This window comes from Rhizobium sp. SRDI943 (assembly GCF_057653695.1).
On record NZ_JBYGKN010000002.1, the window covers coordinates 230,422 to 245,923 of the forward strand.

At 60.9% G+C, this 15,502-nt stretch carries 14 protein-coding genes and 1 pseudogene; 5 read left to right on the top strand and 10 right to left on the bottom strand.

Going from position 1 to position 15,502, the window contains the following annotated elements:
• Positions 1-61 precede the first annotated feature (61 nt).
• The 3 genes and pseudogenes from AC245Y_RS25205 to AC245Y_RS25215 form a co-directional block, all read right to left on the bottom strand.
• Positions 62-1,078 (bottom strand): annotated as a pseudogene (locus AC245Y_RS25205) (GMC family oxidoreductase); the annotation flags it as partial.
• Positions 1,079-1,086: 8 nt separating this feature from the next.
• Positions 1,087-1,866 (bottom strand): SDR family oxidoreductase, encoded by a 780-nt coding sequence (locus AC245Y_RS25210; protein WP_017996136.1) that lies wholly within the window; start codon positions 1,864-1,866, stop codon positions 1,087-1,089.
• Complete coding sequence (locus tag AC245Y_RS25215) at positions 1,863-2,186, bottom strand: nuclear transport factor 2 family protein (protein WP_017996135.1); 324 nt, start codon at positions 2,184-2,186, stop codon at positions 1,863-1,865. The genes AC245Y_RS25210 and AC245Y_RS25215 overlap by 4 nt, the downstream gene beginning before the upstream one ends.
• Positions 2,187-2,280: 94 nt before the next feature.
• Between AC245Y_RS25215 and AC245Y_RS25220 the strand changes: the two genes are divergently transcribed.
• Positions 2,281-3,183 (top strand): LysR family transcriptional regulator, encoded by a 903-nt coding sequence (locus AC245Y_RS25220; protein ID WP_017996134.1) that lies wholly within the window; start codon positions 2,281-2,283, stop codon positions 3,181-3,183.
• A gap of 78 nt (positions 3,184-3,261) precedes the next feature.
• Here AC245Y_RS25220 and AC245Y_RS25225 read toward each other — a convergent pair whose 3' ends face one another.
• A complete protein-coding gene (locus tag AC245Y_RS25225; RefSeq protein WP_017996133.1) occupies positions 3,262-4,488 on the bottom strand; it encodes an MFS transporter in 1,227 nt (408 codons plus the stop codon).
• A gap of 119 nt (positions 4,489-4,607) precedes the next feature.
• Between AC245Y_RS25225 and AC245Y_RS25230 the strand changes: the two genes are divergently transcribed.
• Both AC245Y_RS25230 and AC245Y_RS25235 read left to right on the top strand, forming a co-directional pair.
• Entirely contained in the window at positions 4,608-5,207 is a 600-nt protein-coding gene (locus AC245Y_RS25230; protein ID WP_012755140.1) for a TetR/AcrR family transcriptional regulator, read from the top strand.
• Between the two features lie 186 nt (positions 5,208-5,393).
• Complete coding sequence (locus AC245Y_RS25235) at positions 5,394-6,731, top strand: epoxide hydrolase family protein (RefSeq protein WP_017996132.1); 1,338 nt, start codon at positions 5,394-5,396, stop codon at positions 6,729-6,731.
• Between the two features lie 123 nt (positions 6,732-6,854).
• Here the strand turns inward: AC245Y_RS25235 and AC245Y_RS25240 are convergent, their stop codons facing one another.
• Genes AC245Y_RS25240 through paoA form a run of 5 tightly spaced genes read right to left on the bottom strand, consistent with a single transcriptional unit; the run spans position 6,855 to position 12,240 of the window.
• Complete coding sequence (locus AC245Y_RS25240) at positions 6,855-7,466, bottom strand: nucleotidyltransferase family protein (RefSeq protein ID WP_017996131.1); 612 nt, start codon at positions 7,464-7,466, stop codon at positions 6,855-6,857.
• Positions 7,459-8,388, bottom strand: coding sequence for an XdhC family protein (locus AC245Y_RS25245; protein WP_017996130.1), 930 nt, complete (start codon positions 8,386-8,388; stop codon positions 7,459-7,461). The genes AC245Y_RS25240 and AC245Y_RS25245 overlap by 8 nt, the downstream gene beginning before the upstream one ends.
• A 55-nt stretch (positions 8,389-8,443) precedes the next feature.
• Positions 8,444-10,642, bottom strand: coding sequence for an aldehyde oxidoreductase molybdenum-binding subunit PaoC (paoC, locus tag AC245Y_RS25250; RefSeq protein ID WP_017996129.1), 2,199 nt, complete (start codon positions 10,640-10,642; stop codon positions 8,444-8,446).
• A gap of 3 nt (positions 10,643-10,645) precedes the next feature.
• Positions 10,646-11,596 carry an FAD binding domain-containing protein gene (locus tag AC245Y_RS25255; RefSeq protein ID WP_012755145.1) on the bottom strand — a complete coding sequence of 317 codons (951 nt, stop codon included), beginning with the start codon at positions 11,594-11,596 and terminating at the stop codon, positions 10,646-10,648.
• Positions 11,593-12,240: an aldehyde dehydrogenase iron-sulfur subunit PaoA gene (paoA, locus tag AC245Y_RS25260; RefSeq protein WP_020487072.1), complete on the bottom strand. Its 648-nt coding sequence runs from the start codon at positions 12,238-12,240 to the stop codon at positions 11,593-11,595. The genes AC245Y_RS25255 and paoA overlap by 4 nt, the downstream gene beginning before the upstream one ends.
• Positions 12,241-12,471: 231 nt before the next feature.
• On the opposite strand from paoA, the gene AC245Y_RS25265 reads away from it, so the two are divergent.
• Entirely contained in the window at positions 12,472-13,338 is an 867-nt protein-coding gene (locus AC245Y_RS25265) for a creatininase family protein (protein ID WP_003562368.1), read from the top strand.
• Here AC245Y_RS25265 and AC245Y_RS25270 read toward each other — a convergent pair.
• Positions 13,301-14,290 (bottom strand): LysR family transcriptional regulator, encoded by a 990-nt coding sequence (locus tag AC245Y_RS25270; protein WP_003562367.1) that lies wholly within the window; start codon positions 14,288-14,290, stop codon positions 13,301-13,303. The two genes, AC245Y_RS25265 and AC245Y_RS25270, sit on opposite strands and share 38 nt — an antisense overlap.
• A gap of 183 nt (positions 14,291-14,473) precedes the next feature.
• On the opposite strand from AC245Y_RS25270, the gene AC245Y_RS25275 reads away from it, so the two are divergent.
• On the top strand, positions 14,474-15,490 hold the full coding sequence (locus AC245Y_RS25275) for an ABC transporter substrate-binding protein (protein WP_017996127.1): 1,017 nt from the start codon (positions 14,474-14,476) through the stop codon (positions 15,488-15,490).
• Positions 15,491-15,502: the final 12 nt, after the last annotated feature.

Below are 15,502 nucleotides of genomic sequence, written 5' to 3' on the forward strand. Positions count from 1 at the left end.
CTACAAAAAGCTCGGCGGCCCGCCCCGTATGCTGGCCGCCGAGTGCACATAAATCTCTTCATCATATGGGCTGATTGAACCCTCCGCTCGTAAGGCCATGCATTTCCCGGATCAGATCGGCCGCCCGCTCTCCGATGACAACACAAGGCGCCATCGTGTTGCCGGTGGTGATGCGAGGCATGATCGAGGAGTCTGCGATGCGAAGGCCATCAATACCGTACACTTTGAGCTCGTTATCGACCACCGACATGCTGTCGCGTCCCATCTTGGCTGTGCAGGATTGATGCCAGTAGGTGACGGCCGATCTGCGGATGAAGTCAATCATTCCCGATCGATCGCGCGCGCCTGGCGCTGTCTCTCCCGTCACCAGCGGCGTAAACGCTTCGCTGTTTCCCAGTTCCCGGCATAGCTCCACCGCGACCAGGGCAGCAGCCATGTCTTCTGGTTCACTCAAAGAGTTGGGTTCGATTAGGATGGGGTCATTTGTATCCGGGCCGGAGAGCCGTAGTCGACCACGGCTTTGCGGTTGGGCGAGACCGCTAAACATTGTCCAGCCATGTTCGGGCGTTTGGAGACCCGTCTCGATCGGCGAAGGCACGGCGAACTCCAACTGGCACTGAAGAATGTCCGGCTGGGCAAGACGCGAGTCGCTTTTCCAATATAGTTTTGCTTCGCAGCCGCTACCACCGATGGTTTCAGGCTTTCGATATGCCCAGGTGCAGCCGAATGCGAGGTGATCCTGATGATTGCGACCAACACCAGGTAAGTGCTGAACGACAGGAATGCCATGAGCTTGTAACTCATCTTCCGGGCCTATACCCGACTGCATCAAGACTTTCGGCGTGTTGATCGCGCCAAGCGACAGCACCGTCTCGCAACGCGCCGTGAACTGACGTCGCTGACCATCGACAAGAACCTCGACACCAATCACCCGCTTGCCATCGAAGATGAGACGCGTGACCAGGGCATCGGTCAGCACCGTCAGGTTCGGCCGCGACATGAGCGGACGGACATAGGATCCGAACACGGATTCCCGCTTGCCATCTCGGATCCGCAGTTCAGCGATCGATGCCCCTCTGTCGGCGCCTAGGCTGTTGGCACTGTCCCTCCATCGATCGTATATTCGGTACCAGTGATTGATGCAGCCCGGTCCGAAGCGAGGAAGGCAATCAGGTTTGCGACCTCTTCCGGCTTTGCCGGACGCCCCAGCGGAATGCCGCCCAGCCCGTCCATGATGATCTTTTTGCCCCCCTCAAGGTCAGTTCCGGCCTGCTTCGCCAGGCGCTCTGCAAGGTGGACCGAAGCTTCCGTTTCGATCCAGCCCGGCGACACCCGAACGACACGAACACCTTTGGGCGAAACTTCCTTCGACATCGCCTTGCTGTAAGTGGAAAGTGCTGCCTTGGCTGCAGCATAGGCGGTCGTCGATTCTGGAAGCGGCAGGACTCTCTGGATGGATGTCACATGCACCACCACACCGTTTCCTTGAGCGACCATGCCCGGAACCAGTTGCCGATCCAGGCGAACGGCTGGAAAAAGGTTGAGCGACAGCTCCTTATGCCAGTCGTCTTCCGACAGTGCAGAAAATCCACCTCCGGCCGCTGAAGAGCCACCGAGCATATGGACGATGACGTCGACGCCGCCAAGGCGCCGCCGCGTGGCCTCTGCGACGATTGCACATCCCTCTTCCGTGGTCAGGTCCGCCTCGACGAACATTTCTTCCGACAGGCTTTCCGGACGGCCCCGCGCTGTCGTCAGCACCTTTGCGCCTAGCTCCCGAAACAGGCTGACGGTTGCAGCGCCGGTACCTTTTGTTCCAGCGGTAATGAGTGCGCGTTTGCCCCTCAGGTTGAGAAAGTCGGTCATGACCGGATCTCCAGCCAGACGATCCTGTCGTCCTTGAGGGTGAAGCCGTGGGTGAGCATCACCGGGCTACCGGGAAACTGGCCGCTCACCCTTGCTCGGACGATTGCTTTGTTGCCGTCAATCGCGGATTCCACGGGTTCTGCACGGTATTGGGTGGCCTTCTTCGCCGCCACCCACCACTCGCGGATTGCGGCGACGCCTTGATGGTGCGCTCCTTCGTCTTCGACGACGGCTTCGATCGCAAAGGTGTCCAGCAGCGCATCCGCGTCATTGCGACGGTCTGCTTCAAAGTACGTGTTTATGATACCGGGCATGTCCATTGTGTTCTCCTCATAATCTAACCGATACTTATCCCTCGACCATTGCGTAAATAAGTGGGATAAACCGGCATGCGATGATGAACAGATCGGGACGATGGAGCTATCCAGCCTGAAGGAACTTGAAGCGGCCATTGCAATTGCCAGGCGCGGGACTTTTCGAGCAGCGGCCATTGATCTCGGTATGTCCACGACCGCGTTGAGCCATACGATAAGCAGGCTCGAGGCGGGACTTGGCGTGCGGTTGTTTAACCGCACCACCCGCAGTGTGTCGCTGACGGATGCCGGCCGGTTGTTTGTGCAGCAGGTTGGGCCCACGCTTCAGGATCTCCATGCTGCTCTGGATCTGGTACGCTCCCACCGCGAGACTCCTTCCGGTACGATACGGATCAACGCAGCGCCATTTGCGGCGCGCGCCATCGTCTCACCGCTCGTGCTGGAGTTCCTGCGCCGCTATCCCGACATGAATGTCGATATCGTTACCGAGGGTAAAATGGTCGATATCGTCAAGGACGGGTTCGATCTGGGCGTCAGGGTAGAAGGCCTCGTTCCCAGCGACATGATTGCCGTTTCGCTCGGCCGGCCTCAGCGACACGCAGTGGTTGGGTCGCCCGAGTATTTCGAGAAACATGGTAAGCCCACGGTGCCTCCGGATCTTCTCAGTCACAGGTGCATTCGTGTTCGCCTGCCAGACGGCTCCTTGTTTCGATGGCGGTTCGAAAAGGACGGCGAGTCGTTGCAGATCGACGTGCGGGGGCCAATCGCACTCGACGAGACCAGTCTTACGCGGACTGCTGTGATCGAAAGCGCCGGCGTGGGCTATCTCTTTGAACAGGACATTCTCTCGGACATAGAGGCGGGGCGCGTTGTGCGCGTTTTGAAAGATTGGACGCCGCCGTATCCAGGGCTATGTCTATACTATCCTGGACGCCGAAATCTATCGGCTGGCGTCCGAGCATTCCTCGACTTAGCTCGTGAGTTCTCCCGAAAAGTGGGTTGACCCACTGCCTTCACCTTGAACGGTTTAGAACCGTTGGCGGTGAACCCTCCTGCGTCGCTCCTGCCTACCGCCCGCCTACTACTGCGCCGGTTCCAGCATCGCGCAATCTTCCCCGCCGTTGCACTCTCCCGAGAGGGTGCGCTGACCGAGCGCAATGATAAGGACGGTTGCGGCCCCGGCGGCTGCAGACACCCAGAATCCGCTCTGGGGACCGTAGCTGTCGACGACCCAGCCGGAGACGAAAGCGCCGAGCGCCATGCCGATGCCGATGCCGGTCATTACCCAGGTGACGCCTTCCGTCAGCACCGATTCCGGCACGCGACGCTCAATCAGTCCGAAGGCCGTAATAAAGGTCGGCGAGATTGCGATGCCACTGACGAAGACGGCCACAGCAAGCAGGGTTACCGAACTGCCGGCGACGAGCAGCGGCAGCGAGGTCAGGGCGAGGATCGCAACAGCGATCAACAACTGACGGTGCAAGGGGATGCGGATATTTAGCGCGCCGAGGGTCAAACCCACTAGGAAGGAACCGAGGGCATAGACACCGATGACCAGGCTTGCGGCATTCGGCTGACCAAGCTCCTTGGTGATGGCGACAACACTCACTTCAGCGGTTGCGAAGATCGCGCCGACGAAGATCAGCGCGAGTGTGATGATCTGCACCGGGCGCTGGCGGATCGCAGAGCCAACCGAAGCCGCGCCGGCGACATGACGCACCTTCGGCTCGGTGCCGCGCTGCACGATGAAGGCGGCCGTTCCGAGCGCCAGAAAAGCTGTGCTCACTATCATGCCGGCCTCCGGGAATAGGGCGACGGCCAGCCCGACCGACAGCGAGGCGCCGGCGATGTAGACCAGTTCGTCCGCGGCACTTTCGAACGCGAAGGCGGTGTTGAGTTCGGGCCGGTTGCGAAAGAGTTCCGTCCAGCGCGCCCGCATCAGCGCCGGAATGCTTGGCATGGCCGCCGCGAGGAAGGCAGAGGCAAATAGCGTCCACACCGGCCAGTTCTGATTGGCCGCGGTGATCAGCGCGATGAACGCCATCACCGATACCATGGTTGTTGGAACGACGACTGCCGTCTGGCCCAGTCGGTCGACCGCTCGCGAAATCTGCGGTGAAATCACAGCATTGGTGAGCGCATAGGTCGCCGACACGGCGCCTGCCAGCCAATATTCGCCACGTGCCTGGGAAAGCATGGCGACGATGCCAATCGGCGCCATGGCGATAGGAAGGCGTGCGAAAAAGCCGGCTGCGGAGAAGCCCTTGGCCCCAGGTGCCGCGAATATTTGTTTATACGGATTTGACATGGGACGATCCTTCCAGATATCGGATAGAACGCTTATATACGGAGCGTATGTGTTTTAGATAATGCATACGTTCCGTATGTCAATGAAAAAGATACGCGGCGTATGCCAATGGAGAAGAGATGCGCAAACCGCGCCAGGAGATGATCGCAGAGACCCGCGGCAAACTGATCGCAGCCGGGCGGCGTGCCTTTGGCACGATCGGCTACGCGGAAGCCTCGATGGACGATTTCACCGGCGAAGCGGGACTGACGCGCGGCGCCCTCTATCACCACTTCGGTGACAAGACGGGCCTGCTCCAGGCCGTCATCATCGAAATCGATGCAGAAATGACGGACCGGCTGAACGAGGTCTCGGCCGCCGCTCCCACGCGCTGGCAGGGATTTGTCGACGAGTGCTCCGCCTATATCGAAATGGCGCTTGAGCCTGAAATCCAGCGTATCATGTTTCGCGATGGCCCGGCTGTGCTCGGCGATATCTCGCAATGGCAGAACACCCCCGGCTGCATCGCCGCCCTCTCCCGCAGCCTCGACCGTCTCAAGGCCGATGGCGAGATCATCGATATCGACACCGAAACCGCCGCTCGCCTCATCAATGGCGCTAGCAGCCATATGGCGCTGTGGATCGCCAATGCGGAGAATCCGGAGGCGGTTTCGAAGCGGGCGGTCGCGGGATTCAAGGCTATGTTGGGCAGCCTCCGCAGGCAGCAAGGAGGTGTTTGATTTTCTATTCAGGCGCCATCGGGCCTGGGTCGTTCCCTTGACGATCGCGTTCCTGCCGCTGTGTAGCCACCGCTCCACACTCTGATACGTTTTTGGCATTTCCTGAAACATGCCAGATACCCAGACCCGTCAGACATCACTCCGTCACGAAATGTCGCCCTGGGCGACAAGAACATGGAGTGCCACATGAAGAAGTTTGACAATATTTTCGCCTGGCGCCGGCTTGCCCGCGGAGCAATGGTGATGGCGGTTGGACCGATGTTGCTGTTCCCAGCCGGTTACCTTGTGCCGGCGAGTGCCGCCGACGTCACATCGGACGGGCCGGCGACGCCGATCGAGGCCGACGAAACGATCCGCCCGTTCCAGATCCACGTTCCGCAGTCACAGCTTGACGATCTGCGCAAGCGCGTTGCCGAAACGCGTTGGCCAGACAAGGAGACCGTGAGCGACACCTCGCAAGGCATCCAGCTTTCGCGCGTCCAGGATCTGGTCCGTTACTGGGGCACTGATTACGATTGGCGCAAAGCCGAGGCGGAGCTCAATGCACTTCCGGAATTCATCACGACGATCGACGGCGTCGATATCCAGTTCATCCATGTGCGATCGCGTCATCCCAACGCCCTTCCGGTCATTTTGACCCATGGTTGGCCGGGTTCGACCTTCGAGTTCATCAAGGCGATCGGCCCTCTTACCGATCCGACTGCCTATGGCGGTAAAGAGGAGGACGCATTTGATGTCGTCATCCCTTCGATCCCCGGCTACGGCTTTTCGGGTAAGCCGACGGAGCTTGGCTGGGGCCCCGACCGCGTTGCGCGGGCATGGGACATCCTGATGAAGCGGCTCGGCTACGCGCACTACGTTTCCCAGGGTGGCGACCATGGTTCCGTTATCTCCGACGCGCTGGCGCGCCAGGCACCGAAGGGTTTGCTTGGTATCCATCTCAACATGCCGGCGACCGTTCCGGGCAATCTCACCAAGGCGATCAACAGTGGAGACCCGGCTCCCGCAGGGCTGTCGGCGCCCGAGCGGGATGCCTATGAATCCCTGAGCACCTTTTTTGGCCGGAATGCCGCCTATGGGGCCGTGATGGTGACGCGTCCGCAGACGATCGGCTACTCGCTTTCCGACTCGCCGTCGGGCCTGGCTGCCTGGATCTACGAAAAATTTGCGCAGTGGAGCGATAGCGAGGGCATTCCCGAGCGCGTTTTTTCCAAGGACGAAATGCTGAATGACATCACATTGTACTGGCTGACCAACACTGGGGCATCCTCGTCGCGGTTCTATTGGGAAAACAACAACAACAACTTCAGCTCAGACGCCCAGAAGACCAAAGAGATCAAGATCCCGGTGGCAATCAGCGTATTCCCAAAGGAGATCTACCAGGCGCCGGAGAGTTGGAGCAAGCAGGCCTATCCCACGCTGCATTACTACCACCGTGTCGATATGGGCGGTCACTTCGCCGCTTGGGAACAGCCCCAGCTTTTCGCTGAGGAACTGCGAGAGGCATTCAGACCGGTGCGCTGATCCATCGGCTGCAGAATGACGGCTTGGCATATCCGCGGCTGAGAGTGGCGAATTCAAAGCCGCGGAGAATCGAGCTCGAACCGTTTCATCAAATCATCCTCATCCCATTGTATTTTCCGCGGGTCAGTTCAATGCGCCGCCCGCTGCCAATACCTCGTCCGGCGTATCGACATCGAGCAAGGCTGCGTCGCCAACATCGACATCAAGCACAGGCAATCCTGATGTGGCGATGATATCGCGCGCGCCGACATCGCCTTCAAGTCTCAGGACTGCCTGATTGAGAGAACGTGGCAGGATAACGGGGTTGCCCGGTTTCCCTCGCGAGACCGCGCGCACGACGGCGTCGCCGCCCACATTGCGAAAGGCGGAAATAAGGGCATCGAGATGCGTCGTGGAAATGCCGGGCATATCGGCGAGCATGACGAGAATGCCGTCGGCGCTGTCAGCGCCCCTCGATGAGAATCCTGCCATGAGCGAGCTCGCCATGCCGCTGGCGTAATCGGGATTATCGACGAAAGTCAGAGCGAGCCCATCGAGCGCGGCCTCGATCTCGCTCCGGCAATGACCTGTGACGACGATAACGGAGGCTGCATCCGTACCGAGCGCGGTCAATGTTGACCGCCGCACGAGCGGCACGCCATCGAACTCGGCCAGCAGCTTGTGCTTCCCGCCCTCACCCATCCGGCTTGCCTTGCCGGCAGCAAGAATGACGATCGCGACTGACGCCTTACGCATAAGCCACCAGTCTTGCCGCAGCGATGTCAGCCAGAACCGACAGGGCGAGCGAGGTTGCATCTCGCGTCGGGCCGAACATCCCGATGGGCGCTTTGATGCGACCGATGTCATCCTTTCCGAAAGCCATGGTTGTCAACCGCACGACACGCCGATGATGCGTGCGGCTACTGCCGAGCGCGCCGATATAAAAGGCGGGCGAGTGAAGCGCGGTCTCGAGAATGGCGGCTTCGGCGTCGAGGTCATGATGCAGGAGCACAACGGCCGTGAAGGGGTCGATGATGTCGGCCGCAACCCTGCCCCCCTCGCCCTGTCCTCTGACGATCACGTCGTAGCCGGAAGCCTCGGCCAGTCGTGCGACGGCCTGCGCTTCGATCGTCTGCCCGGAAAGGACGACGCGGGTGCGGGGACGGTAGACGCTCAGGAAATCTCGCTCGAGCCAGCACGCCCGTGACAGTGGGTCTACCGCTTCGAGCGTCTGACGTTCTGGCGAATAGGCAAGACCGGCTGCCTGCCGCCGTTCGAGACGATCGAGAACCTCCCGCAAAGCGCTGACATCTTTGAGGACATGGATTGCGACGGTGATCCCGCCGCCGCAGGGAAGGACAATGTCGAAGAAGGGAGAGCCGTCGCCGAATTTGACCGTGCGGTCCCGTCCTTCCGCCATTGCCAGAAGCGCTTCGGAAGCGACGGCGGCTTCGACACATCCGCCGGAGACATAGCCGCAGAACCGCCCGTCTGCGGCAACCGCCATATGAGCGCCGAGCGCCCGCGCGGCCCCGCCCCGGATGTCAACGAGAGTGGCGAGCGCCGCCACGCCAAGACCATGGGCGTCTATCGCGAAGCGAAGCAGGTCCGACGGATCGTCGGTGGACGAGGCCCTGACGGGAATTGGCGCCGTGATGGGCGCAAGTGTCTGATCCATCGGAAATCCTACAGGAATTGGCGGCGGTCCGCTTTCGAGACCGCCGCCGAAATAATCAGGCCACGTCCGGCAAGCCGCCGATAAGCTTGTCAAGCGTCAGCGGATAGTGCCGAACCCTGACGCCGGTCGCGTTATAGACGGCGTTGGCGATTGCTGCCGCGACGCCGCAAAGGCCAAGCTCGCCGACGCCCTTGGCCTTCATCGGCGAGGACATCGGATCGGTCTCGTCCATGAAGATTACCTCCTGGTGCGGAATGTCGGCATGCACCGCCACTTCGTAGCTGGCGAGATCGTGGTTGACGAAGAAGCCGCGGCGGGTGTCGACCGCCAATTCCTCGGACAGTGCGCCGCCGGCCCCCATCGTCATCGCGCCGATGACCTGGCTGCGGGCGGTGATCGGGTTGAGGATGCGGCCCGCCGCGCAGACTGCGAGCATCCTGCGAATACGGCTTTCTCCCGTAGCAATGTCGACGCCAACCTCCACGAAGTGTGCGCCGAATGTCGATTGCTGATGCGTCTCGGTAAGCTCTCCCCACTTGATGGTGTCCTCGCCGACAAGACCCTCCGGACCGGCGGCTTCGGCAAGAGGCACCGAACGATTGCCCGAGCGGACCGCGCCATTCTCGAAGATGACGTCTTCGGAGTTGAAGCCGAGCTTCTTGGCGATTGCCTCACGCAGCTTGACACAGGCTGCGTAGACGCCGGACGTGGAGGAATTCGCACCGAACTGTCCGCCGGAACCAGCAGAAACCGGAAAACGCGAGTCGCCAAGTTGGACGGCGACCTTGTCGATCGCAACCCCCATCATCTCGGCGGCAGTCTGGGCGATGATCGTGTAGCTGCCGGTCCCGATGTCGGTCATGTCGGTTTCGACAGTCACGACGCCTTCCCGGTCAAGCTCTACCCTTGCTCCTGAAGGAAGGGCGAGGTTGTTGCGGAAGGCGGCGGCAACGCCCATGCCGACCAGCCAGTTGCCGTCACGCCTGGAACCGGGCTTCCCCCGGTTACTCCAGCCAAACCGCTCCGCACCGAGCGTGAGGCAGCCGATGAGATTGCGCTGGGAAAAAGGCCGCTGCGGCTTTTCCGGATCGACCTGCGTGTCGTTGACGATCCGAAACTGCACAGGATCGATCCCAACTTTTTCGGCAATCTCGTCGATGGCGATTTCGAGCGCCATCAATCCGGGGGCTTCGCCCGGAGCGCGCATGGCGTTGCCCTCCGGGAGGTCGAGTGTCGCCAGCCGCATCGCGGTCATCCGGTTCGCCCCTGCATAGAGAAGACGGGTCTGATTGACAGCGGTCTCAAGCTGGCCGCCGGGTTGGTCGCCCGACCAGCTTTCGTGCGCTATGGCGGTGATCTTGCCGTCACGCTCGGTTCCAATGCGGATCCGCTGGATCGTCGCCGGCCGATGGGTGGTGTTGTTCATCAGGAAGGGCCGGGGCAAGGCGACCTTGACGGGCCGCTTTGCCGCACGCGCGCCGACAACGGCCAGCACGGCATCCGCCCGCAGGAACAGCTTGCCGCCGAAGCCGCCGCCGATGAAGGGCGACATGAGGTGGATCTTCTCCTTGTCGATGTCGAGCGTCGTCGCAAGGTCGGAGCGCCACCAGTCGATCATCTGGCTGGAGGTCCAGACGGTCACCTCTTCGCCGTTCCAGGCTGCGATCGATGCGTGCGGCTCCATCATCGCATGTGACTGGTCGGGCGTCGTGTAAGATGCGTCAACAGTGACGGGAGCTGACCTGAAGGCCGCCTCGAAGTCGCCGACCGCTGTATCGGGCTGCTGCGATTCATCCGGCTTGACGGCTGAATCCTTTGCCATGCCGAGATCGAACACACCCTTCTCCTCGGCATAGTCGACCTTGACCAGGGAGGCTGCGGCGCGTGCCTGCTCAAAGGTCTCGGCGACGATGACCGCAATTGCCTGGTGATAGTGCTGAATCTCGTCGCCGCCAAAAAGCTTGGCGGTGTTGAACTTGCCCTTCTTCCGCTCGCCGATGTCGAGCGTCGTCACGACGGCAAGCACACCCGGAGCCCTCTTGGCGGCGGACACGTCCATGGACGTGATGCGGCCCTTGGCGATGGCCGCACCGATGGGATAGCCGTAGGCGTAGGACATATTCGGATCGTGCCACTCATAGGCGTACATCGCGCGGCCGGTCGTCTTGAGCTGGCCGTCGATCCGATGGATCGGCTGACCGACCACCTTCAGATTATCGATCGGGTTGGTTGTCGCTGGCGTATCGAACTGCATGGCTCAACCCCTTGCTTCGGCGATGACCGCGCCGAGCGTGCGCTCGACCAGACGGACCTTGAAACGGTTCTGTTCGGTAGGACGGGCGCCGGCAAGAAGGACGTCTGCCGCCGCGCGCGCACCTTTCGGCAGCTCGGCTTCGGCTGCCTCGATGCGCCATGGCTTATGGGCGATGCCGCCGACGGCGACCCGCCCTGTACCATCCGGCTGGATCACGGCTCCGACCGAGACGAGTGCGAAGGCATAGGAGGCACGGTCTCGCACCTTGCGATAGATGTGCTTGCCGCCGAACGGGGGCGGCAGCAGGACCGCCGTGATAAACTCGCCGCGCTCGAGAACGGTTTCGATATCAGGCGTGTCGCCGGGCAATCGATGAAAGTCGGCGATCGCAATTGCGCGACGACTGCCGTCGGCCTTGACCGTTTCCACGACAGCATCGAGCGCCCGCATGGCGATCGCCATGTCACTCGGATGCGTGGCGATGCAAGCTTCGCTGGTGCCGACGACGGCATGCTGGCGGCTAAAGCCGCCGATGGCCGAACAGCCGCTGCCCGGCTGCCGCTTGTTGCACGGCTGGTTCGGGTCATAGAAATAGGGACAGCGCGTGCGCTGCAGGAGGTTGCCGGCCGTCGTCGCCTTGTTGCGCAGTTGCCCGGAGGCACCCGCGACCAAGGCGCGGGACAACAGACCATAGTCGCGGCGAACAGTCTCGTGCGCTGCAAGATCGGTGTTGCGGACCAAGGCGCCGATGCGCAGCCCGCCCCCCGGCGTGGGCTCGATCTTGTCGAGGCCGAGACCGTTGACGTCGATCAGATGCGTCGGCGTTTCGATCTCGAGCTTCATCAGGTCGAGGAGGTTGGTGCCGCCGGCGATGAATTTGGCTTCAGGATTGGAGGCTGCCGCCTTGGCAGCGGTCTCGACGGATGAGGCACGTTCGTAGGTGAAGGCTCTCATGCTTTTATCCCCGCGACTTCCGAAATGGCGTCGATAATGTTGGAATAGGCGCCGCATCGACAGATATTGCCACTCATGCGCTCGCGGATCTCGGCCGGAGTGACGGCCGCCTCAGCCGTAAGATCGCCGGTAACGTGGCTCGGTATGTTCGCCTTGATCTCTTCCAGCACCGCCACGGAGGAACAGATCTGTCCTGGCGTGCAGTAGCCGCACTGGAAGCCGTCATGCTTGATGAAGGCCGTCTGCATCGGATGAAGGTTTCCAGGCTGGCCGAGCCCTTCGATCGTGGTGATTTGATCGCCTTCGTGCATGACCGCCAGCGTCAGGCAGGAGTTGATGCGGTGGCCGTCGACCATGACGGTGCATGCACCGCACTGGCCGTGGTCGCATCCCTTTTTCGTGCCTGTGAGATGCAAGTGCTCGCGCAACGCGTCGAGCAGCGACGTTCTGTTGTCGACCTCGAGATCGCGGTTCTCACCGTTCACCGTGAAGGAAACTTTCGATGTATAGGCCATGTCATTTCCTGGGGACTGCGCCGCCGCGGGCGCGACGGCTCCGGTGACCGCAATCGCTGCGGCCGACGAGATAAGTAGATCTCGACGGGAAAGTTCCAGTTGTGTCTGGCTTGGCATGAACTGTTCCACCTTGCTCGTTGGACATAGGCGCGTCAACGCCGTCTGCTGAGGTAGTGCATCTCCGCCGTCTGATTAGGTCCCTTCCGTTGCATACGGTTATCGATCTGGCTCATGAATTCCCCGGGCCGCGGTCATAAGATGCCGCGAACCACATCTTCAATGAAGTGTCTTGAATGTGGAAGCGCCGGCGGAGTAACGCCCGTCGATGCGCGCGAAAAAAAGCAGCGCCATGCGCAAAAAATGATGCTTTTCGGGCTCATCATTATTCCCTACTCCCTATCGAAGCAGGTGACGAAAAGGGATGACCGCATGCCCACGCCGTTTTACTGGAACGAGCTCAATACATATGATTTTGCCGGCCTCTCCCCCGAGACCACGATTGCCGTTCTGCCCATCGCCTCGACGGAACAGCACGGCCCGCATCTGCCGATCGCAACGGATGTCGCCATCGCGACCGGCATGCTGGCGGAGCTGAAGCGGCAGCGGTCGGAGGATCTGGACATCCTGGTCCTTCCGACACAGGAGATCGGCAAGGCCAACGAACACATCTACGGCCCCGGCACGCTGTCGCTCAGTGCAGAGCTGCTCATCCCCGTCTGGACGGCGATTGGCGCAAAGGTTGCCGAAGCCGGGCTGCGGAAGATGGTGATCGTCAATTCCCACGGCGGCAATGTCGACATCATGAGCATCGTCGCGCGCGAACTGCGCGTGCGCCATCAAATGGCGGTGGTCTCCACGCAATGGGGCCGCTTCGGTCACCCCGAAGGCATGGTCAGCGATCACGAGAGCAAATACGGCATCCACGGCGGCGATGTCGAAACATCGTTGATGCTGCACTTCCGCCCCGAGCTGGTGCGCATGGACAAGGCGCAGAACTTTGCCTCCAAGGCCGAAGGGATGCGGCAGCAATCCAAATTTCTTCAGCCTCTGCCGCCGCATTCGCTGGCCTGGATCGCGCATGACCTCAATCCCCTCGGCGTTGTCGGCGATGCCTCGATCGCCACGGCTGAAAAGGGCGAGGCGATCTGCCGCCATCAGGTCAAGGGGTTTGTCGAGCTGCTCCGGGATCTCAAGGCCTATCCGCTTTCGAATCTCTATGTGAAATAGGCTCAGCCGCGGGTTTGACATCCGGTGGGATATGACCCTTGGCCTGCAATTCCTGCACCAGGCCGAGCAGTTCGGCGAGCAGATATTCGACGAAAAGGCTGGTGGCCGCGTCGAGAGGCGCGCGGGCGCGGGCAAACAGCTTCATCTGCTGGTAACGCGCATGCGGCTCGGCGATCGGCCGGAAGACGAGTTCACCGCGCCGGCATTCGGTGATGACGTCGAGCGGATTGAGCAGCGTCAGCCCGGTGCCGCATTTGACGAGCTGCTTCAGCATCTCCGATGCATTGGTTTCCAGCACCGGCTCGACCGAGATCGGCAGGCGCGCAAAAGCAAGGTTGATCACCTCGCGCAGGCTGGTGCCCGGCTGCGCCAGAACCAGTTTTTCCTGGGTGACATCGGCAAGGTTGATCGGCCCGGGACCGATCAGGTGATGCCCTGGCGGCAGCACGACACCGATCGGGATATCGAAATTTCCAAGCGTGCGGATGCCTGGAGTGGCGGGGATGTTGAAGCCGAGACCGATATCCACCTCGCCGGATACAACGGGGCTGGCCGTCGTGCCGCCGGTATCGTTGCGCAGCTGGACGAAGACGCGCGGATGCTCTGAAAGAAAGCGCGCGATGATTTCGGGCAGCGGCCCGGCGGCAAGCCCAACGGTCGTCACCATGCGCACCTTGCCGGCCTGCTGCATCTTGAGGCTGCGGATGCGCCCCTCCAGGCGCTCGTAATTCTTCAGCACGTCCCGGATATGTTCGATGCAGAGTTCGCCGGCAGCCGTCAGCCGCAGGCCACGCGGCAACCGCTCGAAAAGCGGCGCCCCGATCTCCTCCTCCAGCGCCAAAATCTGCCTGTTAACCGCCGATGACGCAACATTGAGGCGCGCGGCCGCCTTGCGGATCGAACCGCACCGGGCGATCTCGTTGATGTAAAGAAGGCGTCTGGAGTGCAGCATGGTCTCTCCGATGCATAAATTTTGCGCAGGGCGCACAAATTATTTTCAGCTTTCCGACAGATGCCGAAAAGGCATCAATGCGCACGAATTTTGATGCTTTTCAAAGCGCATGGCAATGGCTCAAATTCCCTCAAACGGGAGCCACTAAGGTCTCCCTCGGCCACAAAAGGGGAACTGCCGACCATGTTGAAAGCACAGACGAAGATGCAATTCCTGAGCTGCCTCGGCCTCGCCTCGATGCTTGCGGCTGCCTCACCGGCGCTTGCCCTCGACAAGGTGAGCTACGGGACGAACTGGCTTGCCCAGGCGGAGCATGGCGGCTTCTACCAAGCCGTCGCCGACGGCACCTATGCAAAATACGGCCTCGACGTCACCATCGTCCAGGGCGGCCCGAATGCTGCAAACAGCGCCCTATTGATCTCCGGCAAGCTCGATTTCTACATGGGCGGCCCTCAGGGAGAGATATCCGCCGTCGAACAGGGCATTCCGCTGGTCGATGTCGCCGCGATCTTCCAAAAGGATCCGCAGGTACTGATCGCCCATCCGGACAACGGCGTCGACAAGTTCGAGGACCTCGCCAAGCTGAAAACGCTGTTCCTCAGCAAGGACGGCTATCTCACCTATTTCGAGTGGATGAAGGCCAACTTCAAAGGCTTCAAGGACGAGCAGTACAAGCCCTATAACTTCAGTCCCGCCCCCTTCCTCGCAGACAAGGAGTCTGCCCAGCAAGGGTACCTGACCTCCGAACCCTACGAGATCCAGAAGCAGGCAGGCTTCGAGCCAAAGGTCTTCCTGCTCGCCGACAACGGCTACTCACCCTATTCGACGATGATCACGACCACGCAGGCGACGATCGATGGCAAGCCCGACGTCGTGCAGCGCTTCGTCGATGCCTCGATCGAGGGCTGGTACAATTACCTCTACGGCGACAACACCAAGGCGAACGCGCTGATCAAGAAGGACAATCCTGAAATAACGGACGGCCAGATCGCCTATTCGGTCACCAAGATGAAGGAATACGGCATCATCGAATCCGGCGACAGCCTGGACAAGGGCATCGGCTGCATCACCGACGCCCATTACAAGAAGTTCTTCGACGAGATGACTGCTATCAAGGTCTTCAAGACCGACACCGACTATACCAAGGCCTTCACGACGAAGTTCGTCTGCAAGGGCGCCGGAATGGCGCTGAAGAAATAAGCCTCCCGGGCC